Annotated in this window: 21 protein-coding genes and 2 pseudogenes; 19 read left to right on the forward strand and 4 right to left on the reverse strand. The window is 57.7% G+C overall.

What is annotated here, in order from left to right; all coding sequences use genetic code 11:
• The first annotated feature begins 24 nt into the window (after positions 1-24).
• Positions 25-336: a DUF485 domain-containing protein gene (locus tag AB4O11_RS16725; protein ID WP_093439905.1), complete on the forward strand. Its 312-nt coding sequence runs from the start codon at positions 25-27 to the stop codon at positions 334-336.
• Complete coding sequence (locus AB4O11_RS16730; RefSeq protein WP_093439909.1) at positions 333-1,991, forward strand: cation acetate symporter; 1,659 nt, start codon at positions 333-335, stop codon at positions 1,989-1,991. Before AB4O11_RS16725 ends, AB4O11_RS16730 begins: the two co-directional genes overlap by 4 nt.
• A gap of 1,248 nt (positions 1,992-3,239) precedes the next feature.
• Here AB4O11_RS16730 and gltA read toward each other — a convergent pair.
• Entirely contained in the window at positions 3,240-4,529 is a 1,290-nt protein-coding gene (gene gltA, locus AB4O11_RS16735) for a citrate synthase (RefSeq protein ID WP_460127542.1), read from the reverse strand.
• Between the two features lie 363 nt (positions 4,530-4,892).
• Between gltA and sdhC the strand changes: the two genes are divergently transcribed.
• The 12 genes and pseudogenes from sdhC (at position 4,893) to AB4O11_RS16795 (ending at position 19,198) form a co-directional block, all read left to right on the forward strand.
• Positions 4,893-5,267, forward strand: coding sequence for a succinate dehydrogenase, cytochrome b556 subunit (gene sdhC / locus AB4O11_RS16740; protein ID WP_016773673.1), 375 nt, complete (start codon positions 4,893-4,895; stop codon positions 5,265-5,267).
• A complete protein-coding gene (gene sdhD, locus AB4O11_RS16745) occupies positions 5,261-5,629 on the forward strand; it encodes a succinate dehydrogenase, hydrophobic membrane anchor protein (RefSeq protein ID WP_003222999.1) in 369 nt (122 codons plus the stop codon). The genes sdhC and sdhD overlap by 7 nt, the downstream gene beginning before the upstream one ends.
• 3 nt (positions 5,630-5,632) lie before the next feature.
• A complete protein-coding gene (gene sdhA, locus AB4O11_RS16750) occupies positions 5,633-7,405 on the forward strand; it encodes a succinate dehydrogenase flavoprotein subunit (protein WP_099758391.1) in 1,773 nt (590 codons plus the stop codon).
• Positions 7,406-7,416: 11 nt separating this feature from the next.
• On the forward strand, positions 7,417-8,121 hold the full coding sequence (locus AB4O11_RS16755; RefSeq protein ID WP_093440161.1) for a succinate dehydrogenase iron-sulfur subunit: 705 nt from the start codon (positions 7,417-7,419) through the stop codon (positions 8,119-8,121).
• 251 nt (positions 8,122-8,372) lie between these two features.
• The gene (locus tag AB4O11_RS16760) at positions 8,373-11,204 is read left to right on the forward strand and encodes a 2-oxoglutarate dehydrogenase E1 component (RefSeq protein ID WP_186624874.1); all 2,832 of its coding nucleotides are present in this window, start codon (positions 8,373-8,375) and stop codon (positions 11,202-11,204) included.
• A 42-nt stretch (positions 11,205-11,246) separates the two neighbouring features.
• Positions 11,247-12,470, forward strand: coding sequence for a 2-oxoglutarate dehydrogenase complex dihydrolipoyllysine-residue succinyltransferase (gene odhB / locus AB4O11_RS16765; RefSeq protein WP_077571706.1), 1,224 nt, complete (start codon positions 11,247-11,249; stop codon positions 12,468-12,470).
• A gap of 94 nt (positions 12,471-12,564) precedes the next feature.
• The gene (lpdA, locus tag AB4O11_RS16770) at positions 12,565-14,001 is read left to right on the forward strand and encodes a dihydrolipoyl dehydrogenase (RefSeq protein WP_007919881.1); all 1,437 of its coding nucleotides are present in this window, start codon (positions 12,565-12,567) and stop codon (positions 13,999-14,001) included.
• Between the two features lie 182 nt (positions 14,002-14,183).
• The gene (sucC, locus tag AB4O11_RS16775) at positions 14,184-15,350 is read left to right on the forward strand and encodes an ADP-forming succinate--CoA ligase subunit beta (protein WP_038363950.1); all 1,167 of its coding nucleotides are present in this window, start codon (positions 14,184-14,186) and stop codon (positions 15,348-15,350) included.
• Positions 15,350-16,231: a succinate--CoA ligase subunit alpha gene (sucD, locus tag AB4O11_RS16780; RefSeq protein WP_038363951.1), complete on the forward strand. Its 882-nt coding sequence runs from the start codon at positions 15,350-15,352 to the stop codon at positions 16,229-16,231. Before sucC ends, sucD begins: the two co-directional genes overlap by 1 nt.
• A 320-nt stretch (positions 16,232-16,551) precedes the next feature.
• Positions 16,552-17,865, forward strand: a complete 1,314-nt coding sequence (brnQ, locus tag AB4O11_RS16785; protein ID WP_093439927.1) for a branched-chain amino acid transport system II carrier protein — start codon at positions 16,552-16,554, stop codon at positions 17,863-17,865.
• A 195-nt stretch (positions 17,866-18,060) separates the two neighbouring features.
• Positions 18,061-18,786, forward strand: a pseudogene (locus tag AB4O11_RS16790) (DUF599 domain-containing protein); the annotation flags it as partial.
• 10 nt (positions 18,787-18,796) lie between these two features.
• Complete coding sequence (locus AB4O11_RS16795) at positions 18,797-19,198, forward strand: MAPEG family protein (RefSeq protein ID WP_320337233.1); 402 nt, start codon at positions 18,797-18,799, stop codon at positions 19,196-19,198.
• 78 nt (positions 19,199-19,276) lie between these two features.
• Here AB4O11_RS16795 and AB4O11_RS16800 read toward each other — a convergent pair whose 3' ends face one another.
• The gene (locus AB4O11_RS16800; protein WP_007919867.1) at positions 19,277-19,513 is read right to left on the reverse strand and encodes a hypothetical protein; all 237 of its coding nucleotides are present in this window, start codon (positions 19,511-19,513) and stop codon (positions 19,277-19,279) included.
• Between the two features lie 158 nt (positions 19,514-19,671).
• On the opposite strand from AB4O11_RS16800, the gene AB4O11_RS16805 reads away from it, so the two are divergent.
• The 4 genes from AB4O11_RS16805 (at position 19,672) to AB4O11_RS16820 (ending at position 23,381) form a co-directional block, all read left to right on the forward strand.
• Positions 19,672-20,148 (forward strand): PaaI family thioesterase, encoded by a 477-nt coding sequence (locus tag AB4O11_RS16805; protein ID WP_093439939.1) that lies wholly within the window; start codon positions 19,672-19,674, stop codon positions 20,146-20,148.
• A complete protein-coding gene (locus AB4O11_RS16810; protein WP_093439944.1) occupies positions 20,145-20,597 on the forward strand; it encodes a PaaI family thioesterase in 453 nt (150 codons plus the stop codon). The genes AB4O11_RS16805 and AB4O11_RS16810 overlap by 4 nt, the downstream gene beginning before the upstream one ends.
• An 82-nt stretch (positions 20,598-20,679) precedes the next feature.
• Entirely contained in the window at positions 20,680-22,584 is a 1,905-nt protein-coding gene (htpG, locus tag AB4O11_RS16815; protein ID WP_116256535.1) for a molecular chaperone HtpG, read from the forward strand.
• Positions 22,585-22,652: 68 nt separating this feature from the next.
• The gene (locus AB4O11_RS16820) at positions 22,653-23,381 is read left to right on the forward strand and encodes a dienelactone hydrolase family protein (protein ID WP_093439949.1); all 729 of its coding nucleotides are present in this window, start codon (positions 22,653-22,655) and stop codon (positions 23,379-23,381) included.
• A gap of 356 nt (positions 23,382-23,737) precedes the next feature.
• Here AB4O11_RS16820 and AB4O11_RS16825 read toward each other — a convergent pair whose 3' ends face one another.
• Positions 23,738-24,604: a pirin family protein gene (locus AB4O11_RS16825; protein WP_460127546.1), complete on the reverse strand. Its 867-nt coding sequence runs from the start codon at positions 24,602-24,604 to the stop codon at positions 23,738-23,740.
• 61 nt (positions 24,605-24,665) lie between these two features.
• A pseudogene (locus tag AB4O11_RS16830) lies at positions 24,666-25,081 on the reverse strand (OsmC family protein).
• A 128-nt stretch (positions 25,082-25,209) separates the two neighbouring features.
• Between AB4O11_RS16830 and AB4O11_RS16835 the strand changes: the two are divergent.
• Positions 25,210-26,265 (forward strand): amidohydrolase family protein, encoded by a 1,056-nt coding sequence (locus tag AB4O11_RS16835; RefSeq protein WP_460127548.1) that lies wholly within the window; start codon positions 25,210-25,212, stop codon positions 26,263-26,265.
• Positions 26,266-26,282 lie beyond the last annotated feature (17 nt).

The following is a 26,282-nucleotide window of genomic DNA, read 5'->3' on the forward strand; positions in this document are numbered from 1 at the left end:
ATCTGTGCTGCGAGGATAAAAACAATGAACGACAGCATTTACCTCTCGATTCAAAACAGTCCCCGATTCAAGGAGCTGGTTCAGAAAAGGGAACGATTCGCCTGGATTCTCTCGGCAATCATGCTCGGGCTGTACTCCGCATTCATTCTGTTGATCGCTTACGGGCCGCAAGTGCTCGGGGCGAAACTCAGTCCTGAATCTTCGATTACCTGGGGCATTCCGATCGGTGTCGGTCTGATTGTCTCGGCCTTCGTCCTGACCGGTATCTATGTGCGCCGCGCCAATGGCGAGTTTGACGACCTGAACAATGCGATTCTCAAGGAGGCTCAGCAATGATCCGGCGTCTACTGGCTCTTCTGAGCATCTCGGCGTTCGCGCCTGCGGTCTGGGCCGCTGACGCCCTGACCGGTGAAGTTCACAAACAACCGCTCAATGTCGCGGCGATTGCCATGTTCGTGGTGTTCGTCGGTGCGACCCTGTGCATCACTTACTGGGCGTCCAAGCGTAACAAGTCGGCTGCCGACTACTACGCGGCGGGCGGCAAAATCACCGGTTTCCAGAACGGTCTGGCGATTGCCGGTGACTACATGTCCGCGGCTTCCTTCCTGGGGATTTCCGCGCTGGTGTTCACCTCCGGCTACGATGGCCTGATCTACTCGATCGGCTTCCTGGTGGGCTGGCCGATCATTCTGTTCCTGATCGCCGAGCGTCTGCGTAACCTGGGGAAATACACCTTTGCCGACGTGGCGTCCTACCGCCTCGGGCAAACCCAGATCCGCACGCTATCGGCCTGCGGCTCGCTGGTGGTGGTGGCGTTCTACCTGATCGCGCAAATGGTTGGTGCCGGCAAGCTGATCCAGCTGCTGTTCGGTCTCGACTACTACGTGGCGGTGATTCTGGTCGGTATCCTGATGTGCATGTACGTGCTGTTCGGCGGCATGCTGGCGACCACCTGGGTGCAGATCATCAAGGCGGTGCTGCTGCTGTCCGGTGCCTCGTTCATGGCGCTGATGGTGATGAAGCACGTCAACTTCGACTTCAACATGCTGTTCTCCGAGGCGATCAAGGTTCACCCGAAAGGTGAGGCGATCATGAGCCCGGGCGGTTTGGTGAAAGATCCGGTATCGGCGTTCTCCCTCGGCCTGGCACTGATGTTCGGTACCGCTGGCCTGCCGCACATTCTGATGCGTTTCTTCACCGTGAGTGACGCCAAAGAAGCGCGTAAGAGCGTGCTCTACGCCACTGGCTTCATTGGTTACTTCTACATCCTGACGTTCATCATCGGCTTCGGCGCGATCCTGCTGGTCAGCACCAACCCGGCCTTCAAAGATGCGGCGGGCGCTCTGCTCGGCGGCAATAACATGGCGGCGGTGCACCTGGCTGACGCGGTGGGCGGCAGTATTTTCCTGGGCTTTATCTCGGCTGTAGCGTTTGCGACCATTCTGGCGGTAGTGGCGGGTCTGACCCTGGCCGGTGCTTCGGCGGTCTCTCACGATCTGTATGCCAGCGTGATCAAGAAGGGCAAGGCTAACGACAAGGATGAGATTCGCGTTTCGAAGATCACCACGGTTGCGCTGGGTATTCTGGCTATTGGCTTGGGTATCTTGTTCGAAAGCCAGAACATTGCGTTCATGGTGGGCTTGGCGTTCTCGATCGCTGCCAGCTGTAACTTCCCGGTGCTGTTGCTTTCGATGTACTGGAAGAAGCTGACCACTCGGGGCGCGATGATTGGTGGCTGGTTGGGTCTGGTGAGTGCGGTGGGCTTGATGATCCTTGGCCCGACCATCTGGGTGCAGATTCTGCATCATGAGAAGGCAATCTTCCCTTACGAGTATCCGGCGTTGTTTTCGATGATCATTGCTTTTGTCGGGATCTGGTTCTTCTCGATTACTGACAAGTCGACGGCTGCGGATAACGAGCGGGCGCTGTTCTTCCCGCAGTTTGTGCGTTCGCAGACTGGGTTGGGGGCGAGTGGGGCGGTTTCGCATTGATGGTTTGATGGTTTTGTAATGTTGTGCTGAATGCCCCGGTTGAGAGATCGGGGCATTTTTATTGGGCGGTTATCGGCTAGAGCTGTGTACATATCCGTTGCTGCGGTAACGGCTGATTAGGGTTTCGCCCTTACGGCGACTCACTTTTTTTACAAACGCCTAAAAAAAGTAAGCAAAAAAACGCTTGCTCCTACGTGCGGCCCGCTCGCCGGGGCTCGGGGTTCCTTCGCTGCGGGATCGATCCGGGCGCAGCGCCTACGGTTTGCTTCGCTGCACCTCCTCTCGCTGTGTTTGGCTGCGCCAAACGGTCGCTGCGCTCCCCCGTCCGGATCAATCCCTCCACTCAGCCTTCCGACGTCGCCTTACAGATCAAGAGCTGCAGCCGAGCTAACGCTCATCCTGTTGAGTGGTGAAGAGCACAGCGCGGTCGGCTGTGGTTTTGTGTTGGATTCGCCCCTCACCCCAGCCCTCTCCCGAGGGAGAGGGAGCCGATGGTGAGCTTTTCAAAATTTGTGTTCAACGCGGTATTGCACGTCGGCGTACCTCTCCCAAACACCTCGGTCAGTCCCCTCTCCCTCCGGTAGTGGAAGGAAATGGGGCTGATTTGTTTGCTTTTTAGAGCCTGAGTTCAACGCGGTATCGCAAGTCGGCGTAGCTCTCTCAAATACCTCAGTTAGTCCCCTCTCTCTCAGGGAGGGTGATGGGCCGATTCGTTTGCTTCTCAGAGCCTGAGTTCAACGCGGTATTGCACGTCGGCGTACCTCTCCCAAACACCTCGGTCAGTCCCCTCTCCCTCCGGGAGAGGGCTAGGGTGAGGGGCTCTTGATCTGGCTTGTGATCTTGCTTTGGCTTTGGCTTTGGTTTTTGATCTTTTGCCCCATCGGCAGGCCGAGCGTAGGTGTTCATCCGGGGGTTAGGCGCGCAGCGCCGTTCGACGAAGTCGAACACATCGAGAGGAGGTGCAGCGAAGCAAACCGTAGGCGATGCCCCCGGATGGACACCGTAGCGAGGGAACACTGAGCCTCAGCGAAGTGCCGTACGCCGGGGCAAAGCCTTTTGGTTCCTTTTTGGCGTTTGAAAAAGGGACTCGCTGTAAGAGCGAAACCGCCAGCGGCAACACCCTCAGCAACGGATATGCCCCCAATCCCAATCCCAATCCCAATCCCAAAGCCCAGACAAACAAAAACGGCCCCTATATAAATAGAGGCCGTTCCCGATACAACTTAAGACGTTATCGCAAGACAAATCTTATTTGCGGTCTTCCAGCTTGGTAATGTCACGCGACTCGTAGCCGGTGTACAACTGGCGCGGACGGCCAATCTTGTAAGGGCTGGAGAGCATTTCTTTCCAGTGGGAGATCCAGCCAACAGTACGTGCCAGCGCGAAAATCACGGTGAACATGCTGGTCGGAATGCCGATCGCCTTGAGGATGATCCCCGAATAGAAGTCGACGTTCGGGTACAGCGAGCGTTCGATGAAGTACGGGTCGGTCAGCGCGATCTCTTCCGGGCGCATGGCCAGTTCGAGTTGCGGATCGTTGTTGATGCCCAGTTCTTTCAGTACTTCGTCGCAGGTCTGCTTCATCACAGTCGCGCGAGGGTCGCGGTTCTTGTAAACGCGGTGACCGAAGCCCATCAGTTTGAACGAATCGTTCTTATCCTTGGCCTTGGCGATGAACTTGTCGATGTTCGAAACATCGCCAATCTCGTCAAGCATGGTCAATACGGCTTCGTTCGCACCGCCGTGGGCAGGGCCCCACAGTGCGGCGATACCGGCGGCGATACAGGCGAACGGGTTGGCACCCGAGGAGCCGGCCAGACGCACGGTGGAAGTCGAGGCGTTCTGCTCGTGGTCGGCGTGGAGGATGAAGATCCGGTCCATGGCCTTGGCGAGCACCGGGCTGATCGGTTTGATCTCGCACGGGGTGTTGAACATCATGTGCAGGAAGTTTTCCGCGTACGTCAGGTCGTTGCGCGGGTACATCATGGGCTGTCCCATGGAGTACTTGTAAACCATCGCTGCCAGGGTCGGCATCTTGGCAACCAGACGGATCGCGGAAATTTCGCGATGCTGCGGGTTATTGATGTCCAGGGAGTCGTGGTAGAAGGCCGAGAGGGCGCCGACTACACCGCACATGACGGCCATCGGGTGGGCGTCGCGACGGAAACCGTTGAAGAAGGTTTTCAACTGCTCGTGAACCATCGTGTGGTTTTTCACGGTGCTGACGAACTGGGCCTTCTGTTCTGCGGTCGGCAGTTCGCCGTTGAGCAGCAGGTAGCAGGTTTCCAGGTAGTCCGACTTTTCAGCCAGTTGTTCGATCGGGTAGCCGCGGTGCAACAGAATGCCGTTGTCGCCGTCGATATAGGTGATCTTCGACTCGCACGAGGCGGTCGACATGAAGCCTGGGTCGAAAGTGAAGCGGCCCGTGGCCGTCAGGCCCCGAACATCGATTACATCGGGACCAACGGTGCCGGTTAAAATGGGCAGCTCGACGGGGGCTGCGCCCTCGATGATCAACTGCGCTTTTTTGTCAGCCATGTGGCCTCCTATTTATGCTTGAACCATCAGACAGACCCCCCACGCAGGGCCCGCACCACTATAGTGAGATAAATTCGAATGTCAATTTGCCTAAAGTCTTGCTCCAGAAGGCTTTAAGCGCACTTTTTCCTCGAAATTGACTGCCATTTACGCCTTTTATACGACTTGTGCAATCAGCTATTTGGGGTAGGTGATTGCGTTGTCATTAGTAGCCTAACTGTCTATACTCGGCCACCGACCGCCAAGGGCTTTTGGGCTTGCTTTCATTGGGGGTCGCATCCCTGGGTGGTGGTTACCTGACCAGTGCACTCCCCAACAACTTTGCCCTGATTGTTAGGGGCTCTTCAGTGTGAAAAAAAAGCCGTGAAAAGCCAACGACCTGTAAACCTAGACCTAAGGACCATCAAACTCCCAGTCACTGCTTACACGTCCATTCTTCACCGTATCTCCGGTGTCATCCTCTTCGTGTGCCTTGCCATCATGCTTTATGCATTGGACAAGTCGCTCAGTTCCGAGGAAGGCTTCGGTCAGGTGAAAGCGTGTCTGACCAGTCCGCTAGCCAAGCTAGTGATTTGGGGCATCCTGTCCGCTCTGCTGTATCACCTGGTAGCCGGTGTGCGCCATTTGATCATGGACATGGGCATCGGTGAGACGCTGGAAGGCGGCAAGCTGGGCTCGAAAATCGTTATCGCCGTTTCCGTGGTGGTAATCGTTCTGGCAGGAGTTTGGATATGGTAACTAACGTCACGAACCTGTCGCGTTCGGGCCTCTATGACTGGATGGCGCAACGTGTGTCTGCGGTCGTTCTCGCGGCTTACTTCATCTTTCTGATCGGATACGTCGTGGCCCACCCTGGCCTCGAGTATGCCCAGTGGCATGAACTGTTCGCCCACAACGGGATGCGTATTTTCAGCCTCCTGGCCCTTGTTGCTCTCGGCGCTCACGCCTGGGTTGGCATGTGGACCATCGCGACTGACTACCTGACGCCGATGGCGTTCGGCAAGTCCGCAACGGCGATACGTTTCCTTTTCCAGGCAGTATGCGGCGTTGCGATGTTCGCTTACTTCGTCTGGGGTGTGCAGATTCTCTGGGGTATCTGAGTCATGGCTAACATTCCAACGATTTCTTTCGACGCCATCATTATTGGTGGTGGCGGTGCCGGCATGCGCGCTGCGCTGCAACTGGCGCAGGGTGGTCACAAGACTGCCGTGATCACCAAGGTTTTCCCGACCCGTTCGCACACTGTATCCGCTCAGGGCGGCATCACGTGCGCGATCGCGTCTGCTGACCCGAACGATGACTGGCGCTGGCACATGTACGATACCGTCAAGGGCTCCGACTACATCGGTGACCAGGACGCTATCGAATACATGTGTCAGGAAGGCCCGGCCGCGGTTTTCGAGCTGGACCACATGGGTCTGCCGTTCTCGCGTACCGAACAAGGCCGTATCTACCAGCGTCCGTTCGGTGGTCAGTCCAAGGACTACGGTAAAGGCGGCCAGGCTGCGCGTACTTGCGCGGCTTCCGACCGTACCGGTCACGCCCTGCTGCACACCCTTTATCAGGGCAACCTGAAAGCCGGTACCACGTTCCTGAACGAGTACTACGCTGTCGACCTGGTGAAGAACCAGGAAGGCGATTTCGTCGGTGTGATCGCGATCTGCATCGAAACTGGCGAAACTTCCTACATCCGCGCCAAAGCCACCGTATTGGCTACCGGCGGTGCAGGTCGTATCTACGCTTCCACCACCAACGCCCTGATCAACACCGGTGACGGCGTCGGCATGGCTCTGCGTGCTGGCGTACCGGTACAAGACATCGAAATGTGGCAGTTCCACCCGACCGGCATCGCCGGTGCCGGTGTACTGGTTACAGAAGGTTGCCGTGGTGAAGGTGGTTACCTGATCAACAAGCACGGCGAGCGTTTCATGGAGCGTTATGCTCCGAACGCCAAAGACCTTGCCGGTCGTGACGTGGTTGCTCGCTCGATGGTTAAAGAAATCATCGCCGGCAACGGTTGCGGTCCGAATGGCGACCACGTGATGCTCAAACTCGACCACCTGGGCGAGGAAGTGCTGCACAGCCGTCTGCCAGGCATCTGCGAACTGTCGAAGACTTTCGCCCACGTTGACCCGGTTGTTGCGCCGGTTCCGGTTGTTCCGACTTGCCACTATATGATGGGCGGCGTTGCCACCAACATCCATGGCCAGGCGATCACCCAGAACGCCGATGGCGTGGATCAGATCATTCCTGGTCTGTTCGCGGTAGGTGAAGTGGCTTGCGTATCGGTTCACGGTGCCAACCGTCTGGGCGGCAACTCGCTGCTCGACCTGGTGGTATTCGGCCGCGCTGCCGGCCTGCACCTGGAAAAAGCCCTGACCGACGGCATCGAATACGACGACGCTACCGAAGCCGACATCGAAGCTGCCCTGTCGCGCCTGAACGCACTGAACAGCCGTACTGACGGCGAAGACGTCGCTACCCTGCGTCGCGAACTGCAGAGCTGCATGCAGAACTACTTCGGTGTATTCCGTACTGGCGAATACATGCAGAAGGGTATTGCTCAGCTGGCCGATCTGCGCAAGCGTATCGCCAACGTGAAGATCAACGATAAGTCGCAGGCGTTCAACACTGCACGTATCGAAGCGCTGGAACTGCAAAACCTGCTGGAAGTGGCTGAAGCTACCGCCATCGCGGCCGAAGTACGTAAAGAGTCCCGCGGTGCTCACGCCCGTGAAGACTTTGAAGATCGTGATGACGAAAACTGGCTGTGCCACACCCTGTACTTCCCGGGTGACAAGCGCGTCACCAAACGTGCCGTGAACTTCTCGCCGAAGACTGTTCCGACTTTCGAACCTAAAGTCCGGACTTATTAAGGGTGACCGCCATGTTGAATGTCAGTGTTTATCGCTACAACCCTGATCAGGACGCTGCGCCGTTCATGCAGGAATTCCAGGTCGATACCGGTGGTAAAGACCTGATGGTGCTGGACGTGCTGGCTCTGATCAAAGAGCAGGACGAGGGTTTCTCCTATCGTCGCTCTTGCCGTGAAGGCGTCTGCGGCTCCGACGGCATGAACATCAACGGTAAAAACGGTCTGGCGTGCATCACGCCGCTGTCCGCCGTTGTAAAAGGTAACAAGCTGATCGTTCGTCCGCTGCCAGGTTTGCCGGTTATCCGTGACCTGGTCGTCGATATGAGCATCTTCTACAAGCAATACGAGAAGGTGAAGCCTTACCTGCAGAACGACACGCCGGCTCCGGCCATCGAGCGTCTGCAGTCGCCAGAAGAGCGTGAAAAACTCGACGGTCTGTACGAGTGCATCCTGTGCGCTTGCTGCTCGACCTCTTGCCCGTCCTTCTGGTGGAATCCGGACAAGTTCCTGGGTCCAGCTGCGCTGCTGCAAGCTTATCGCTTCCTGGCAGACAGCCGTGACACCAAGACATCCGAGCGTCTGGCTTCGCTCGATGACCCGTTCAGCGTCTTCCGCTGCCGGGGCATCATGAACTGCGTCAACGTATGTCCGAAAGGCCTGAACCCGACTAAGGCCATCGGTCACATCCGTAACATGCTGCTTTCGAGCGGCGTGTGATTCAGCTGCTGTAACCGCTGTACCGTAGAGGCTGTGGCGCGGGCTTCAACCCGCGTCATGGCTATAACCAGAGCAGTAGCCACAAGCTGCCGCTCTTATTTTGAAGAAATGAGACAAGCAGGGGCATCCGGGCTGGTACCCGGACTATCAGTGTGATCCTAAGTGGCTTGTTTTAGTCGCTGCATTCGGACTTCTGCAAGTTTGCTCGGTGTCGACATCGATGGTGTTCCCCTAACCGAGGGTGACCAAGCATGCAAGAAAGCGTGATGCAGCGCATGTGGAACAGCGCCTACCTTTCAGGTGGAAACGCTGCCTATGTGGAAGAGCTTTATGAGCTCTACCTGCACGACCCTAACGCTGTGCCAGAAGAGTGGCGCACCTACTTTCAGAAGTTGCCTGCCGACGGCAACTCTGCCACTGATGTTTCGCACTCCACGATTCGCGATCATTTCGTGCTGCTGGCAAAGAACCAGCGCCGCGCCCAACCGGTTTCCGCCGGCAGCGTGAGCAGTGAGCACGAGAAGAAGCAAGTTGAAGTGTTGCGATTGATCCAGGCCTACCGTATGCGTGGCCACCAGGCAGCCCAGCTTGACCCGCTGGGGCTGTGGCAGCGTCCTGCACCTGCAGACCTGTCGATCAATCATTACGGCTTGACCAATGCCGATCTTGATACGACCTTCCGTGCCGGCGACCTGTTCATCGGCAAAGAGGAAGCGAGCCTACGCGAAATTCACGAAGCGTTGCAGCAGACATATTGCCGCACCATCGGCGCTGAATTTACGCACATCACCGATTCCGAGCAGCGCCAGTGGTTCCAGCAGCGTCTGGAAAGCGTGCGTGGTCGTCCGACGTACTCCGCCGACATCAAGAGCCACCTGCTTGAGCGCGTAACCGCCGGTGAAGGCCTGGAAAAATACCTGGGCACCAAATACCCGGGCACCAAGCGTTTCGGTCTGGAAGGCGGCGAAAGCCTGATTCCGATGCTCGACGAACTGATCCAGCGTTCCGGTTCCTACGGCACCAAGGAAGTCGTCATCGGCATGGCCCACCGTGGCCGTCTGAACGTGCTGGTCAACACCTTCGGCAAGAACCCGCGCGAGCTGTTCGACGAGTTCGAAGGCAAGAAGAAGGTCGAGCTGGGTTCCGGTGACGTTAAGTATCACCAGGGCTTCTCGTCCAACGTGATGACCGCCGGCGGTGAAGTTCACCTGGCCATGGCGTTCAACCCGTCCCACCTGGAAATCGTTTCCCCGGTGGTCGAAGGTTCGGTGCGCGCCCGTCAGGATCGTCGTAATGACGCCACTGGCGAGAAGGTTCTGCCGATCTCCATCCACGGTGACGCTGCATTCGCAGGTCAGGGCGTGGTCATGGAAACCTTCCAGATGTCGCAGACCCGCGGTTTCAAGACCGGCGGTACCGTGCACATCGTGATCAACAACCAGGTCGGTTTCACCATCAGCAACCCGCTGGACTCGCGCTCCACCGAGTACGCCACCGACGTCGCGAAGATGATCCAGGCGCCGATCCTCCATGTGAATGGTGATGATCCGGAAGCCGTATTGTTCGTGACCCAGCTGGCCATCGACTACCGCATGCAGTTCAAGCGTGACGTGGTGATCGACCTGGTCTGCTACCGTCGTCGCGGCCACAACGAAGCTGACGAGCCTAGCGGCACCCAGCCTCTGATGTATCAGCAGATCACCAAACAGCGCACCACCCGTGAGCTGTACGCTGATCGTCTGACCCAGGGCGGTGTGCTGGACGCAGAGCGTGTTCAGGCGAAAGTCGATGAATACCGCAACGCGCTGGACAACGGTCTGCACGTAGTGAAATCGCTGGTCAAAGAGCCGAACAAAGAGCTGTTCGTGGACTGGCGTCCGTATCTGGGCCACGCCTGGACTGCGCGTCACGACACTCGCTTTGATCTGAAGACCCTGCAAGAACTGTCCGCCAAGCTGCTGGAAATTCCGGAAGGCTTCGTGGTTCAGCGTCAGGTCGCGAAGATCTACGAAGACCGTCAGAAGATGCAAGCCGGCGGCCTGCCGATCAACTGGGGTTACGCCGAAACCATGGCGTACGCGACCCTGGCGTTCGAAGGTCACCCGATCCGTATGACCGGTCAGGACATCGGCCGCGGTACGTTCTCGCACCGTCACGCTGTGCTGCACAACCAGAAAGACGCGGGCACCTACATTCCGCTGCAGCACCTGTACGACGGTCAGCCACGCTTTGACCTGTACGACTCGTTCCTGTCGGAAGAAGCGGTACTGGCCTTCGAATACGGTTACTCGACCACCACGCCGGATGCGCTGGTGATCTGGGAAGCCCAGTTCGGCGACTTCGCCAACGGTGCACAGGTTGTAATCGACCAGTTCATCACCAGCGGCGAGCACAAGTGGGGCCGTCTCTGCGGTCTGACCATGTTGCTGCCACACGGTTACGAAGGTCAGGGCCCTGAGCACAGCTCGGCACGTCTTGAGCGTTACCTGCAATTGTGCGCCGAGCACAACATTCAGGTTGCCGTACCGACTACGCCAGCACAGATCTACCACTTGCTGCGTCGTCAGGTGATTCGTCCGCTGCGCAAGCCGTTGATCGTGCTGACGCCGAAGTCGCTGCTGCGCCACAAGCTGGCCATCTCGACCCTGGAAGATCTGGCCGAAGGTTCGTTCCAGACCGTGATCCCGGAAATCGATGCACTGGACCCGAAAAAGGTCGAGCGCGTTGTTCTGTGTAGCGGCAAGGTCTACTACGACCTGCTGGAAAAACGCCGTGCCGAAGGCCGTGAAGATATCGCCATCGTGCGTATCGAGCAGCTGTATCCATTCCCTGAGGACGACTTGAAAGAAGTCCTGGCTCCATACACCAACGTCAAAAATGCCGTTTGGTGTCAGGAAGAGCCGATGAACCAGGGCGCCTGGTACTGCAGCCAGCACCACTTGCGTCGCAGCATCGGTAACCTCGACAAGTCTCTCGTACTTGAGTACGCGGGCCGTGAGGCTTCTGCTGCCCCAGCTTGTGGTTACGCATCGATGCACGCCGAGCAGCAGGAAAAACTCCTGCAAGACGCGTTTACCATTTAACGCCTTCGCGCACCTGAAACCGAATTTAAGGAACCACAGATAATGGCTATCGAGATCAAAGCCCCCACTTTCCCGGAATCGGTTGCCGATGGCACCGTTGCCACCTGGCACAAACAACCGGGCGACGCTGTCAAGCGCGACGACCTGATCGTCGACATCGAAACCGACAAAGTCGTACTGGAAGTTCTGGCTACCGCTGATGGCGTGCTGGGCGCAATCGTCAAGAACGAAGGCGACACCGTTCTGTCCGACGAAGTGCTGGGCTCCATCGAAGCGGGCGGCGCTGCTGCCGCTGCCCCAGCCGCCGCTGCTGCTCCGGCCGCTGCTGCCGCTGCACCGGCTGCCGCCGAAGGCGAAGACGATCCTGTTGCTGCACCGGCTGCTCGCAAGCTGGCTGAAGAAAACGGCATCAACATCGCTTCCGTTGCCGGCACCGGCAAGGGCGGTCGTGTGACCAAGGAAGACGTGGTTGCTGCTGTTGCTGCCAAGAAAGCTGCTCCGGCTGCCGCACCTGCCAAGGCTGCTGCTCCTTCGGCTGCTGCTCCTGTGTTCGCCGCTGGCGACCGCATCGAGAAGCGCGTACCGATGACCCGCGTTCGTGCCACCGTGGCCAAGCGTCTGGTTGAAGCACAGTCGAACATGGCGATGCTGACCACTTTCAACGAAGTCGACATGACTGAAGTCATGGCCCTGCGTTCGAAGTACAAGGATCTGTTCGAGAAGTCCCACAACGGCGTACGCTTGGGCTTCATGTCGTTCTTCGTGAAAGCGGCCACCGAAGCGCTGAAACGCTTCCCGGCTGTCAACGCGTCGATCGACGGCGGCGACATCGTTTACCACGGCTACGCGGACATCGGCGTTGCCGTTTCCAGCGATCGCGGTCTGGTGGTTCCGGTTCTGCGTAACGCCGAACTGATGAGCCTGGCTGAAATCGAAGGCGGCATCGCCACCTTCGGCAAGAAAGCCCGTGACGGCAAACTGTCGATGGACGAGATGACCGGTGGTACCTTCACCATCACCAACGGTGGTACCTTCGGTTCGATGATGTCGACCCCGATCGTCAACCCGCCGCAGGCAGCGATTCTGGGCATGCACAACATCATCCAGCGTCCTATGGCCATCAATGGTCAGGTCGTTATCCGTCCGATGATGTACCTGGCACTGTCCTACGATCACCGTCTGATCGATGGCAAAGAAGCTGTGACCTTCCTGGTGACCATCAAGAACCTGCTGGAAGATCCAGCTCGTCTGTTGCTGGATATCTGATAGAAGCAGTCGCGGGCTGTTGGGGTATCGCCGGAAACGGCGGTACAGCCTGCAGCGCGCGGCTTGAAGCTTTTCGCTAAAGAGGATTTTTTGAATGTCGCAGAAATTTGACGTAGTAGTGATCGGTGCTGGCCCTGGTGGCTACGTGGCTGCCATCAAGGCGGCGCAGCTGGGTCTGACCACTGCCTGCATCGAGAAGTACACCGACGCTGAAGGCAAGCAAGCCCTGGGCGGCACCTGCCTGAACGTGGGCTGCATTCCTTCCAAGGCGCTGCTCGACAGCTCCTGGAAATACAAGGAAGCGAAAGAAAGCTTCAACGTTCACGGTATCTCGACTGGCGAAGTCAAAATGGACGTCGCTGCGATGGTTGGCCGCAAGGCTGGCATCGTCAAGAACCTGACCGGCGGCGTTGCCACCCTGTTCAAGGCCAACGGCGTTACTTCGATCCAGGGCCACGGCAAACTGCTGGCTGGCAAGAAAGTCGAAGTCACCAAGCCAGACGGCTCGGTTGAAGTCATCGAAGCTGAAAACGTCATTCTGGCTCCAGGCTCGCGTCCGATCGACATTCCACCGGCTCCGGTTGATCAGAAAGTCATCGTTGATTCGACTGGCGCTCTGGAATTCCAGTCCGTACCTAAGCGTCTGGGCGTGATCGGCGCTGGCGTGATCGGTCTGGAACTGGGTTCGGTCTGGTCGCGTCTGGGCTCCGAAGTCGTTGTTCTGGAAGCACTGGACACCTTCCTGATGGCAGCGGACACCGCTGTTTCCAAGGAAGCGCTGAAAACCCTGACCAAACAAGGTCTGGACATCAAACTGGGCGCTCGCGTAACCGGCTCGAAAGTGAACGGCGACGAAGTCGTTGTGAACTACACCGATGCCAACGGCGAACAGACCATCACTTTCGACAAGCTGATCGTAGCCGTTGGTCGCCGTCCGGTGACCACTGATCTGCTGGCTGCCGACAGCGGCGTGACCCTCGACGAGCGCGGTTTCGTGCACGTTGACGATCACTGCGCGACCACCGTACCGGGCGTTTTCGCCATCGGTGACGTGGTTCGCGGCATGATGCTGGCTCACAAAGCTTCGGAAGAAGGCATCATGGTTGTCGAGCGCATCAAGGGCCACAAAGCCCAGATGAACTATGACCTGATCCCTTCGGTTATTTATACTCACCCGGAAATCGCGTGGGTTGGCAAAACCGAGCAGGCCTTGAAAGCTGAAGGCGTTGAAGTTAACGTCGGCACCTTCCCGTTCGCCGCTTCCGGCCGTGCCATGGCCGCCAACGATACCGGTGGTTTCGTCAAGGTCATCGCTGATGCCAAGACTGACCGCGTATTGGGCGTGCACGTGATTGGCCCGAGCGCTGCAGAACTGGTTCAGCAGGGCGCGATCGGTATGGAATTCGGCACCAGCGCTGAAGACCTGGGCATGATGGTTTTCTCCCATCCGACCCTGTCTGAAGCCTTGCACGAAGCTGCTCTGGCTGTGAATGGCGGTGCCATCCACATTGCCAACCGCAAGAAGCGTTAAGACACAATAAGAAACCACGGCGGTAACGGCCCGTCGTGAGCCTTGCGAGCAAGTCTCACCGCGGAATGTCCGCTGGACGCAGTCTTGCGTAGCTCAGCTACGCAAGCAGCAGTCACAGGTGGCGCGGCACTCAAACGAGCGCAGCGCCGAATGCGCAGTACCTAACGAAGACGGTAAAAAGCATGAATCTTCACGAGTATCAGGGTAAGCAGCTGTTCGCTGAATACGGCCTGCCAGTTTCCACTGGTTACGCAGTAGACACCCCGGAAGCAGCAGCAGAAGCTTGCGACAAAATCGGCGGCAGCGAGTGGGTTGTCAAAGCCCAGGTCCACGCCGGTGGTCGCGGTAAAGCGGGCGGCGTCAAGCTGGTTCGCAGCAAAGAAGACGCCAAAGCGTTCGCACAGCAGTGGCTGGGCAAGCGTCTGGTGACTTACCAGACTGATGCCAATGGCCAGCCAGTCACCAAGATCCTGGTTGAATCGTGCACTGATATCGCTAAAGAGCTGTACCTGGGCGCTGTCGTTGACCGTTCGAGCCGTCGCATCGTGTTCATGGCTTCCACCGAAGGTGGCGTGGACATCGAGAAAATCGCTCACGACACTCCAGAAAAAATTCTCAAGGCCACTATCGATCCACTGGTTGGCGCTCTGCCATGCCAGGGTCGCGAGCTGGCATTCCAGCTGGGTCTGGAAGGCAAGCAGGTCAATCAGTTCGCCAAGATCTTCGTTGGTCTGGCCAAGCTGTTCAAGGATCACGACCTGGCTCTGCTGGAAGTGAACCCGCTGGTGATCAAGGCTGACGGCGATCTGCACTGCCTGGACGCCAAGATCAACATCGACGCCAACGCCATGTACCGTCAGCCTAAGCTGAAGGCTTTCCACGATCCGTCGCAGGACGATCCGCGCGAAGCGCACGCTGCCAAGTTCGAACTGAACTACGTAGCACTGGAAGGCAACATCGGCTGCATGGTCAACGGTGCTGGCCTGGCCATGGGTACCATGGACATCGTCAACCTGCATGGCGGCAAGCCAGCCAACTTCCTCGACGTAGGTGGTGGCGCTACCAAGGAACGCGTAACTGAAGCGTTCAAGATCATTCTGTCCGACACCAACGTCGCTGCAGTACTGGTCAACATCTTCGGCGGCATCGTTCGCTGCGACATGATTGCCGAAGGCATCATCGGCGCTGTGAAAGAAGTCGGCGTGAAAATCCCGGTTGTTGTTCGCCTTGAAGGCAACAACGCTGAGCTGGGCGCTAAAGTACTGGCAGAAAGCGGTTTGAACATCATCGCTGCTACCAGCCTGACCGACGCTGCTCAACAAGTTGTCAAAGCTGCGGAGGGCAAATAATGAGCGTCCTGATCAATAAAGACACCAAAGTTATCTGCCAGGGTATTACCGGTTCGCAAGGTAGTTTCCACACCCAGCAAGCCATCGAATACGGCACCAAGATGGTGGGTGGCGTAACTCCTGGCAAAGGCGGCACCGAGCACCTGGGTCTGCCAGTGTTCAACACCGTTAAAGACGCAGTTGCAGCCACTGGCGCTACCGCCAGCGTGATCTACGTTCCGGCTCCTTTCTGCAAAGACTCGATCCTGGAAGCGGCATTCGGCGGCATCAAGCTGATCGTCTGCATCACCGAAGGCATTCCAACCCTGGATATGCTGGACGCCAAAGTTACGTGCGACGAGCTGGGCGTAGTCCTGATCGGCCCTAACTGCCCAGGCGTTATCACTCCGGGCGAGTGCAAGATCGGCATCATGCCAGGTCACATTCACTTGCCAGGCAAGGTCGGTATCGTTTCGCGTTCCGGCACCCTGACCTACGAAGCTGTCAAGCAGACTACTGACGCCGGTTTCGGTCAGTCGACTTGCGTCGGCATCGGTGGTGACCCGATCCCGGGTTCGAACTTCATCGACATCCTGAAGCTGTTCCAGGAAGACCCGAAGACCGAAGCGATCGTCATGATCGGTGAGATCGGCGGTTCGGCTGAAGAAGAAGCGGCTGCCTACATCAAGGCACACGTGACCAAGCCGGTTGTTTCCTACATCGCTGGTGTGACTGCTCCTCCGGGCAAGCGCATGGGCCATGCTGGCGCAATCATCTCTGGCGGCAAAGGCACTGCAGACGAGAAATTCGCTGCACTGCAAGACGCAGGCGTGAAAACCGTGCGTTCGCTGGCAGACATCGGCAAGGCCCTGGCCGAGCTGACTGGTTGGGCTGTCAAGTAAGCCTCGCGCTTAACTGACGCTTTACCAAACAAAGGCCACCTTCGGGTGGCCTTTGTCGTTTCTGACATTCGCTGATTTATAGGCTTGCCCCCAATTACATGCAAAAACGCGACACGGAAACGTCGCGTATCGGATAGTTCGCCCTCTAACAGTGCGTTCGCACGACAAATTCGTTAGGCTAGCAGCCATTTTTGCGTCTGCCGCCCACAAGGCATGCAACGCGCTTTAAGGGTCAGTCCCATACGGATCGACAGCATTTCCCTAATTACACAGGGCAATCCCCCTCTAAATTCCGATTTCAGTAGTGTGGTATTACCTTAATGAAAGTTTTGAAAGGTCAGGACATCCTGGCACTTGGCTTTATGACATTTGCCCTGTTCGTTGGGGCTGGCAACATCATCTTCCCGCCGATCGTGGGCTTGCAGGCCGGACCTCACGTCTGGATGGCCGCGCTGGGCTTCCTGATCACTGCGGTGGGTCTGCCGGTGATCACCGTCGTTGCACTGGCCAAGGTCGGTGGGGCGATGGATACGCTGAGCAGCCCGATCGGCAAGATTGCCGGCGGCATTCTGGCGGCGGCGTGCTACCTGGCGGTCGGCCCGTTGTTCGCCACCCCGCGTACCGCAACCGTATCGTTTGAAGTCGGTCTGGCGCCGCTCACTGGCGAAAGCCCGTTGGCACTGTTCCTCTACAGTTCGGTGTACTTCCTGCTGGTGTTCTTCATCTCGCTCTACCCTGGGCGTTTGCTGGACACCGTTGGCCGTTTCCTCGCGCCGCTGAAGATCATCGCACTGGCGGTGCTCGGTATCGCCGCATTCGCCTTGCCGGCGGGTGACATCGGCCAAGGTACGCCGGAATACGTGGCGGCACCGTTCTCTCAGGGTTTCATCAATGGTTACCTGACCATGGATACCCTGGGGGCGCTGGTGTTCGGCATCGTCATCGTTAACGCGATCCGCTCCCGTGGCGTCGAGTCGCCCGCGCTGATCACCCGTTACGCGATCATCGCCGGGCTGATTGCCGGTGTCGGTCTGGCGCTGGTGTATGTCAGCCTGTTCCGCCTCGGTTCCGGCAGCCACGAAGTGGCGGTGGGCGCGACCAACGGCGCCGCGGTATTGCACGCCTATGTGCAACACACCTTCGGTTCGCTGGGCAGCGGTTTCCTCGCGGTGCTGATCTCGCTGGCGTGCCTGGTGACAGCGGTCGGCCTGACCTGTGCTTGCGCTGAGTACTTCAGCCGTGTGCTGCCACTGTCCTACAAGACCCTGGTGATCATTCTGGCGGCGTTCTCGCTGCTGGTGTCCAACCTGGGTCTGACCAAGCTGATTGCCTTCTCGATCCCGGTGCTGACCGCGATCTACCCGCCGTGCATCGTGCTGGTGGCGCTGAGCTTCTGCAAAGATTTCTGGCATGAGCACGGCCGCATTCTTGGTCCGGTGATGCTGGTATCGTTCGTGTTCGGCACCATCGACGCGCTGAAAGGCGCCGGTCTGGCCGACTGGATGCCATCGCAGTTGTCCCACCTGCCGCTGAGCGAGCAGGGTTTGGCATGGCTGGTGCCCTGTGTGATGACCCTGGTGGTCGCAGTGGTTTGCGATCGCATGCTGGGCAAGCGCAGCGAAGCGGTTGCCTGACGTTGCCTGACCCGCCATAAGCGGGTCTTCAACGCTTAAACAGAAATGCCCCGTATCAATCGATACGGGGCATTTTTTATGCGCCTCAGGCAGTGTCTTTTTCCCTAGGCTAACGTCGAAGGGTTGCCGAAGTCCTAACGTGGGAGCGAGCAGGCTCGCTCCCACAGGTAGCATCCATACTTCACAGGGAATTGCATGTCGTTCATTCAAGCCAACCTGATCCACCTGCTCGCGGCCGTCTGGTTTGTCATCTGCTGGGGTGGCTATACCCGTTATGCCACTTGGAAGGCCCGCGACACAGCATGCCTGGCCAGTGTGCTGCACCTGTACCGCGAGGACTGGATGCGCCGTATGTTGCTGCGTGACAACCGCATCGCCGACGCCAGCGTGATTGGCAATCTTGAACGCAACGCCTCGTTCTTCGCCTCAAGCACATTGATTATTCTCGCCGGCATTCTCACCGTGCTTGGAGCGTCAGAGCGGGCGGTTTCGTTGCTGGCGGACATCCCGATGGTGCAACAGGCGTCGCAGGGCATGTCGGAGATCAAGTTGCTGTGTCTGGCGATGGTGTTCGTTTACGCCTTTTTCACCTTTAGCTGGTGTATGCGCCAGTACAACTTTGCCGCCGTTCTGGTGGGGTCGGCGCCGATGATTGGCGAGCGGCAGGTGTCGGAGCAGGAGCGTAAAGCCTTCGCCTTACGGGCGGCGCGAGTGATTTCGATGGCTGCCAACCAGTTCAACTTCGGCTTGCGTTCCTACTACTTCGGCATGAGCATGCTGGCCTGGTTTGTCAGTCCATGGCTGTTCATGCTGATGAGTGCCGGCGTCGTGGTGGTTCTGTATCGCCGGGAGTTTCATTCCGACGTTCTCGATGTCATGGTCTATACCCCTACAGAAGCCCCCTTCCCGAAACAAACAGAGAGGTCGCTTGATGAGTATTCCGTTCTGGTGTGTGTTTATCAGTGCGCTGTTGATCTATATCGCGCGTATGCCGGTAGGCAAAGCGATGAAAGAGCAGGGTGGTTACAACAATCACCTGCCGCGTCAGCAACAGGCGCAACTGACCGGTTACGGCGCGAGGGCGCTGGCGGCGCATCAGAACAGCATCGAAGCGTTCATGTTGTTCGCAGTCGGTGTGTTGATGGCGCACACCACGCAAACGGCAGGATGGTTGATCGACACATTTGCGATCGTCTTCGTGATCGCGCGACTCTTCTACTTGTGGTTCTACCTGGCCGATCTTCCCAAGCTGCGCAGTCTGGCCTGGATAGTTGGCGTATTGTGTTCGCTGTTGCTAATGATTAGTCCGACTTTTAGAACTGTCTTGCTCTAAGGCGGCTCTGGCGTTAATTCCCAGACAAAAGAAAACCCGCACTTGGCGGGTTTTCTTTTTTCTGCAGCAAAAAGCGAATTATTGCTTCTTGGCAGCTTCTTCTTGCGCAGCAGCGTTCGATTCAGCCTGAGCTTTGGCAGCTTCGGCGTTTTCTTTCGCAGCGTCGTTCACTTTATCCTGAGCTTTGTTCATGTCCTGCTGAGCTTGTTCAGCATGTTGGTTGGCATCTTGAGCTTTGTCCTCGGATTTTTTATCGCAGGCAGCGAGACCGAGGGAAGCGGTCAACATCAAGGCAATAGCAAAAGTCTTACGCATGGGGTGTTTCTCCTTATGGAAAATAACTACTGGCCTTAAGAACTCGGCGCTACAGGTTAAGTTCCTCATTTCTTTCAGATATATAAGTTTGTTTTTACACGGAACTTTTGCTGGTTTGCACACTACTGGCAAAAGGCTCTAACGAGAGTAATTATCATATGGCCGAAAATCCCGTTTTTGAGCGTGCGACGCGATTTCTCTCCGCGCTGCGCCACTGTCAGGTACTCGGTTTGCAGGTGCACAGCGCCTCGGCCGAAGGGCTTACGGTGATCTTGCCGTACAGCGAAAAAATCGTCGGCAATCCCCGGACGGGAGTCATTCACGGCGGGGCGATTACTTCATTGATGGACACCGCCTGCGGGATGTCGACCCTGTGCGTGTTGCCGGAGTTCGAGGTGTGTCCAACCCTCGATCTGCGCATCGACTACATGCACGCCGCCGAGCCGAACAAGGATGTGTATGGCTTTGCCCAGTGCTACCGAGTGACCACCGATGTGATATTCGCCCGAGGCTTCGCTTATCAGGATGATCCCGAACAGCCCATCGCCCATGTGGTTGGCACCTTCATGCGCATGGGCAAGGGCCTTAAAGGCACCAAAGGTTTCGGCGGCGCGATCAAGGGAGAAAATCAGTGATCGACGACCTCAAGAAACAATTGCAGCAGGCCCATGCAGAGGGTGATTACGCGCCGTTGCTGGAGCTGATCCCGTACGCCGGGCTGATCGGTATCGAGTGTTCGCGAGTCGGCGATGAACTGTTGTTCAAGCTGCCGGCGAACAAGGACAACATTGGTAACCCTTTATTGCCGGCGATTCACGGCGGGGTGATTGCCGGATTCATGGAGCTGGCCGCCGCCCTGCATCTGTTGATTTTCACCGGTGCGCCTGGCGTGCCGAAGATTATCGACTTCTCCCTCGATTACCTGCGCGCCGGGCAGTTCCGCGATACCTGGGCCAAATGTCAGGTCTGCCGTCAGGGCCGGCGCGTCGCCAACGTTGCGATCACAGCCTGGCAAAGCACTGAAAGCGAACCGATTGCCACCGCGCGTGCGCACTTCAAAATCGAGGAGCCCTTGAAATCCTGAACAGCGCCCCAAACTCACAAGACAACCCGCCGCCGACCATTTCGGGTCGCGGCCACTGCCATCTGATTGGAGTTTGATGACCATGAGTGTGGAAACTCAAAAGGAAACCCTGGGCTTCCAGACCGAGGTAAAGCAGCTGCTGCACCTCATGATCCATTCGCTGTATTCCAACAAGGAAATTTTCCTTCGCGAATTGATCTCGAACGCCTCTGACGCTGTCGACAAGCTGCGCTTCGAAGCCCTGGCCAAGCCAGAGTTGCTCGAAGGTGGCGCTGATCTGAAAATCCGTGTGAGCTTCGACAAGGACGCCAAGACCGTAACCCTCGAAGACAACGGTATCGGCATGAACCGTGACGATGTGATCACCCACCTGGGGACCATCGCCAAATCCGGCACTGCCGATTTCATGAAGAACCTCTCGGGCGATCAGAAGAAAGATTCGCACCTGATCGGCCAGTTCGGTGTGGGCTTCTACTCCGCCTTCATCGTTGCTGACCAGGTTGATGTGTACTCCCGTCGCGCCGGCACCCCGGCCAGCGAAGGCGTGCACTGGTCGTCGAAAGGTGAGGGCGAGTTCGAAGTCGCCACCATCGAAAAACCAGAGCGCGGCACCCGCATCGTCCTGCACCTGAAAGCCGCTGAAGACGAGTTCGCCGATGGCTGGCGTCTGCGCAACATCATCAAGAAGTACTCCGACCACATCGCTTTGCCGATCGAGCTGCCGAAAGAAGCGGCAGCAGCAGAAGGCGAAGAAGCACCAGCCGTTGAATGGGAAACCGTCAACCGCGCCAGTGCTCTGTGGACCCGTCCGCGCACTGAAGTGAAGGATGAGGAATACCAGGAGTTCTACAAGCACATCGCTCACGACTTTGAAAACCCGCTGGCCTGGAGCCACAACAAAGTCGAAGGCAAGCTCGAATACAGCTCGCTGCTGTACGTGCCGGCCCGTGCACCGTTCGACCTGTACCAGCGTGAAGCGCCGAAAGGCCTGAAGCTCTACGTGCAACGCGTGTTCGTCATGGATCAGGCCGAGTCGTTCCTGCCGCTGTACCTGCGCTTCATCAAAGGCGTGGTCGATTCCAACGACCTGTCGCTGAACGTGTCGCGGGAAATCCTGCAGAAAGACCCGATCATCGATTCGATGAAGACCGCGCTGACCAAGCGTGTGCTCGACATGCTGGAAAAACTGGCGAAAAACGAGCCTGAGCAATACAAAGGCTTCTGGAAGAACTTCGGTCAGGTCATGAAAGAAGGCCCGGCAGAAGACTTTGCCAACAAAGAGAAAATCGCCGGCCTGCTGCGTTTCGCATCGACCCAAGGCGACGACGGCGAGCAGATCGTTGGTCTGGCCGACTACCTGGCCCGTGCCAAGGAAGGTCAGGACAAAATCTACTACCTCACCGGCGAAACCTACGCGCAGGTCAAGAACAGCCCGCACCTGGAGGTCTTCCGCAAGAAAGGCATCGAAGTGCTGCTGCTGACTGACCGCATCGACGAGTGGCTGATGAGCTACCTCAGCGAGTTCGACGGTAAGACTTTTGTCGACGTGGCACGCGGTGATCTCGATCTGGGCAACCTGGACTCGGAAGAGGACAAGAAAGCCGCAGAAGAAGTCGCCAAGTCCAAAGAAGGTCTGGTTGAACGTCTGAAAACCGCGCTGGGCGATTCCGTGGCTGAAGTCCGCGTATCGCATCGTCTGACCGACTCGCCGGCCATTCTGGCCATCGGCGAGCAGGATCTGGGTCTGCAAATGCGCCAGATCCTCGAAGCCAGCGGGCAAAAAGTGCCGGATTCGAAGCCAATCTTCGAATTCAACCCAAGCCACCCGCTGATCGAGAAACTCGATGGCGAGCAGAGCGAAGAGCGGTTCGGCGATCTGTCGCACATCCTCTTCGATCAGGCAGCCCTGGCTGCCGGCGACAGCTTGAAGGATCCGGCCGCGTATGTGCGCCGTCTGAACAAGCTGCTGGTTGAACTGTCGGTTTAACCAAGTTGCAGAAAAACCCGCTTCGGCGGGTTTTTTCATTCTGGTGTTTAGCAAATCAGGAGTCAGAAATGAGCGAAGTCACTGTACGTTCCGTGGTCTACCAGATCGACGGCCAGCCTTATGAAGGTCGTCTGGCGTTCGACGCCGAGCACAAAGGCGCGCGGCCGGGTTTGTTGATGGCGCCGAACTGGATGGGCGTCAGCGCCGGTGCCGAAGAGATCGCCAAATCGGTGGCGGCCAAGGGCTACGTGGTGTTGATCGCTGACGTTTACGGTCAGGCTGTGCGTCCGCAGAATGCTGATCAGGCCGGCGCGGCGATGATGCCGCTGAAGGATGATCGCGCGCTGCTGCGCAAGCGTATGCAAGCGGCGTTCGAGCAGTTGCAGAAGCAGGGCGAAGCGGCGGTGGATACTTCGAAACTGGCGGTGTTCGGTTTCTGCTTCGGCGGTTGCTGTGCGCTGGATCTGGCGCGCACCGGCGCGCCGGTGAAAGCGGCGGTGTCGTTCCACGGCACACTGGATTCACCGAATCCGGGCGACGCGCAGAACATTAAAGGTTCGGTGCTGGTGCTGCACGGTGCTGCAGACCCGTTGGTGCCGAAAGAACAATTGCCGGCGTTTGAGGATGAAATGAACGCGGCGAAAGTCGATTGGCAGTTGCTGAGCTATGGCGGTGCGGTGCACTCGTTCACTGATCCGCATGCCAATGTGCCGGGCAAGATGATGTACGACGCGAAGACAGCGAAGCGCGCGTTCAAGTCGATGCATGATTTGCTGGATGAAGTGTTCAAGGGCTGAAGCCTGAAAAGCAAAAGCCCCTCATCGGAACGCCGCCCGCCTAACCCTCTCCCAAAGGGAGAGGGGACTGATTGGGGGATGCTGAAGGACTACGCAGACCTGAAAGGGCAGTGCTGAATCCATAATCGCCAAGACTTTTCAGGTCGGCGTATAACCTGAGACATCTCGGTCGGCTCCCTCTCCCTCTGGGAGAGGGCTGGGGTGAGGGTACTGATGGTGGGTGCTCAACCAACGCGTCGACCTGAAAGTGTCTTGGTGAATCCATAATCGCCAAGATTTTTCAGGTCGATGTATGACGCAAGACATTTCGGTCGGCTCCCTCTCCCTAAGGGAGAGGGCTGGGGTGAGGGTGCTTTTCAGCGCGGCAACTCGATCCGCTCAACTTCCCCCGGCACCGTCGGCCAGTCCCCGGCCGCCCATTTGCGCCGCGCCTCATCGATCGCCGCCGGATCGCTCGCGACAAAATTCCAGTTGATCCGCCGAGGCCCATCCAACGGCGCGCCGCCAAAAACCACCGCGTGCACATCACTTTCGGCAAACAGACTTATCTCTTCCCCGGCCGGCAATACCGCCAGCGCATGCGGTTCAAGCGCTTCACCGTTCAGTTGCGCATCCCCACTCAACACATAAACCGCCCGCTCTTGATGCTCGGTCGGAATCAGCAAAGTGGTCGCCGTTTGCATCTGCACTTCCGCATACAACGTAGGAGAAAGCACCGGCACCGGCGATTCCAGGCAAAAGCCTGACCCGGCAATCATGCGGATCTGTACACCCAGGTTGTCGCTGACCGGCAAGGTCGCCGCCGGGTGATGGCTGTAATGCCCGGGACCTTGCTCGTGCTCCTTGGGCGAGGCCAGCCAGATTTGCAAACCGTGCATCGTGAAGCTCTGCTCCCACAACGGCTCAGGCGTGCGTTCAACGTGAGCAATCGCGCTGCCAGCGGTCATCCAGCTGACGTCGCCAGCGCTGACCACCTGGTCCGAGCCAAGGCTGTCCTTGTGCTGGATCTGACCTTCGAACAGATACGTGAGCGTCGACAGACCGATGTGCGGGTGCTGTCGGATGTTCATGCCTTTGCCCGTCGGATAAACCGTCTTGAGCATGTGGTCAAAAAACACGAATGGCCCGACACTGCGGCATTTGGCTGACGGCAGCGGACGCAGAATCGGCTGGCCTTCGACGTCTTCGGCGCGCGGGCGGATGATCAGAGGTTGCGTGTCCATGGTGCATTCCAGACTGAGCGGGTGATGCCAGAAGCATAACCCGCCGCTGGCATCAGGAGGGTTACTGGCTATCGAAGCCTTGCGGGGCGTGGGTCTCGATCGTCACGTCGCTGGTGGTCATCAGTTTGTGAATCGGGCAGCGATCGGCGACGCGCAGCAGTTCTTCACGCTGGGCGTCGGTGAGTACGCCTTTGAGGGTGAGGGTTACGTGCAGGGCGTATTTGCCTTTCTGCTCTTCACTGTTGTCGCGTTTGACCTCGACTCCGACACCGGTCAGCGGGATGTCTTTTTCTTCGCGTACATCTTTAGAGTCAACGCTTTGCAGGCGCCGAGGGCCGCATCGAAGTAGTCGTGCGGCTCAGGCGCCGTGCCTTCGCCGCCGGCGGATTTCGGCACGTCGGCAAACAGTTCGTGGTCATCAATCTGTACGGTGTGACGAAAACCTTCAGCGGAGACGGTATTGACGGTAACGGTCATGGGAACCTCACTGGCAGTAGGAAAAGTCGTTCGATCAAAAAAGACCTTGCAGTTATAGAGCATTCCCACCGGTACGCGTTCCACTTTCCTGCGGGATGAACCCTTGTCGTCAGGGCGGGGTCTAGGCTATGCCTACTTCCCGGAGATTACTTGTGTCCCTGTATCGTCTGAGTCTTGCCTGTCTTCTTCTGGTTGCCGGCAGCGCCAGCGCCCGCGATTACACCTACAGCGATGCGCACCTGCATTACGTGGATTTTTTCCAGGAAAGCGCGGGCATGGCGAAATTGCTGGCAGCCATGCAGGACAATTCCATTGAGCATGTGATGATTTCCGGTATTCCGGTGGCGAAGAAATGGCACGAAGACGAACCCAAGCGTCCGCGCTATTACGCGGGTGACGACGCTGACGCCTACTGGTACAGCGCAACCGATGTGATCGTTGCTGATGCCGTGCAAAAACTCAGCGTCGAGCAGCGCCCGTACTTTCATCCGTTCCTGGCCGGCTTCAACCCCAATGACAAGAACTCCGCCGCACATATCCAGCGCATGCTCGACCTTTACCCAGGGCTTTGGCAGGGCATCGGCGAAGTGTTTACCCGGCATGACGATCTTACGGCGCTGACCTCCGGCGACACGCCGCGGGCCAACAATGAAGCGATGACCAAGATCTATCATCTGGCCGCCGAGAACGATCTGCCGGTGATGCTGCATTCCAACATCACCTCCAAGCGTGAGAAAAATCCGCTGTACCTGAAGGAAATCGAAGAGCCGCTGCGTAATCACCCGCACACGCGATTCATTTGGGCGCACGCCGGCACCAGTGCCGAAATTCATCGGCATCAGACACAACTGAAGTTCTTGCTGCCCACGCTGACGCGCATGCTCGAGGCGTATCCCAACCTGTTTATCGACTTGTCCTGGAGCATGCTCACGCCGTACCTGCTGGACGAACGGGGCACGCCGCGCGTGGAGTGGCTGGCGCTGGTCAGGAAATATCCGGAACGTTTCATGCTCGGCTCTGACGTGGTCGGGCGTTTCAATAAGCTCGGTGAAGAAATGCGAAGTTTCAAACCGTTCCTTGATGCGCTGCCGGAAGACGTTGCGCAAAAAGTCGCTCGGGATAACTTCCTGGCAATCTTGCCGCGAACGGTGCTCAAGTCCGGCAAAAGCACGCTGAATCGTTAATGCCAACGGTTCGAAGG

Source organism: Pseudomonas sp. H1_D05, from assembly GCF_054682705.1.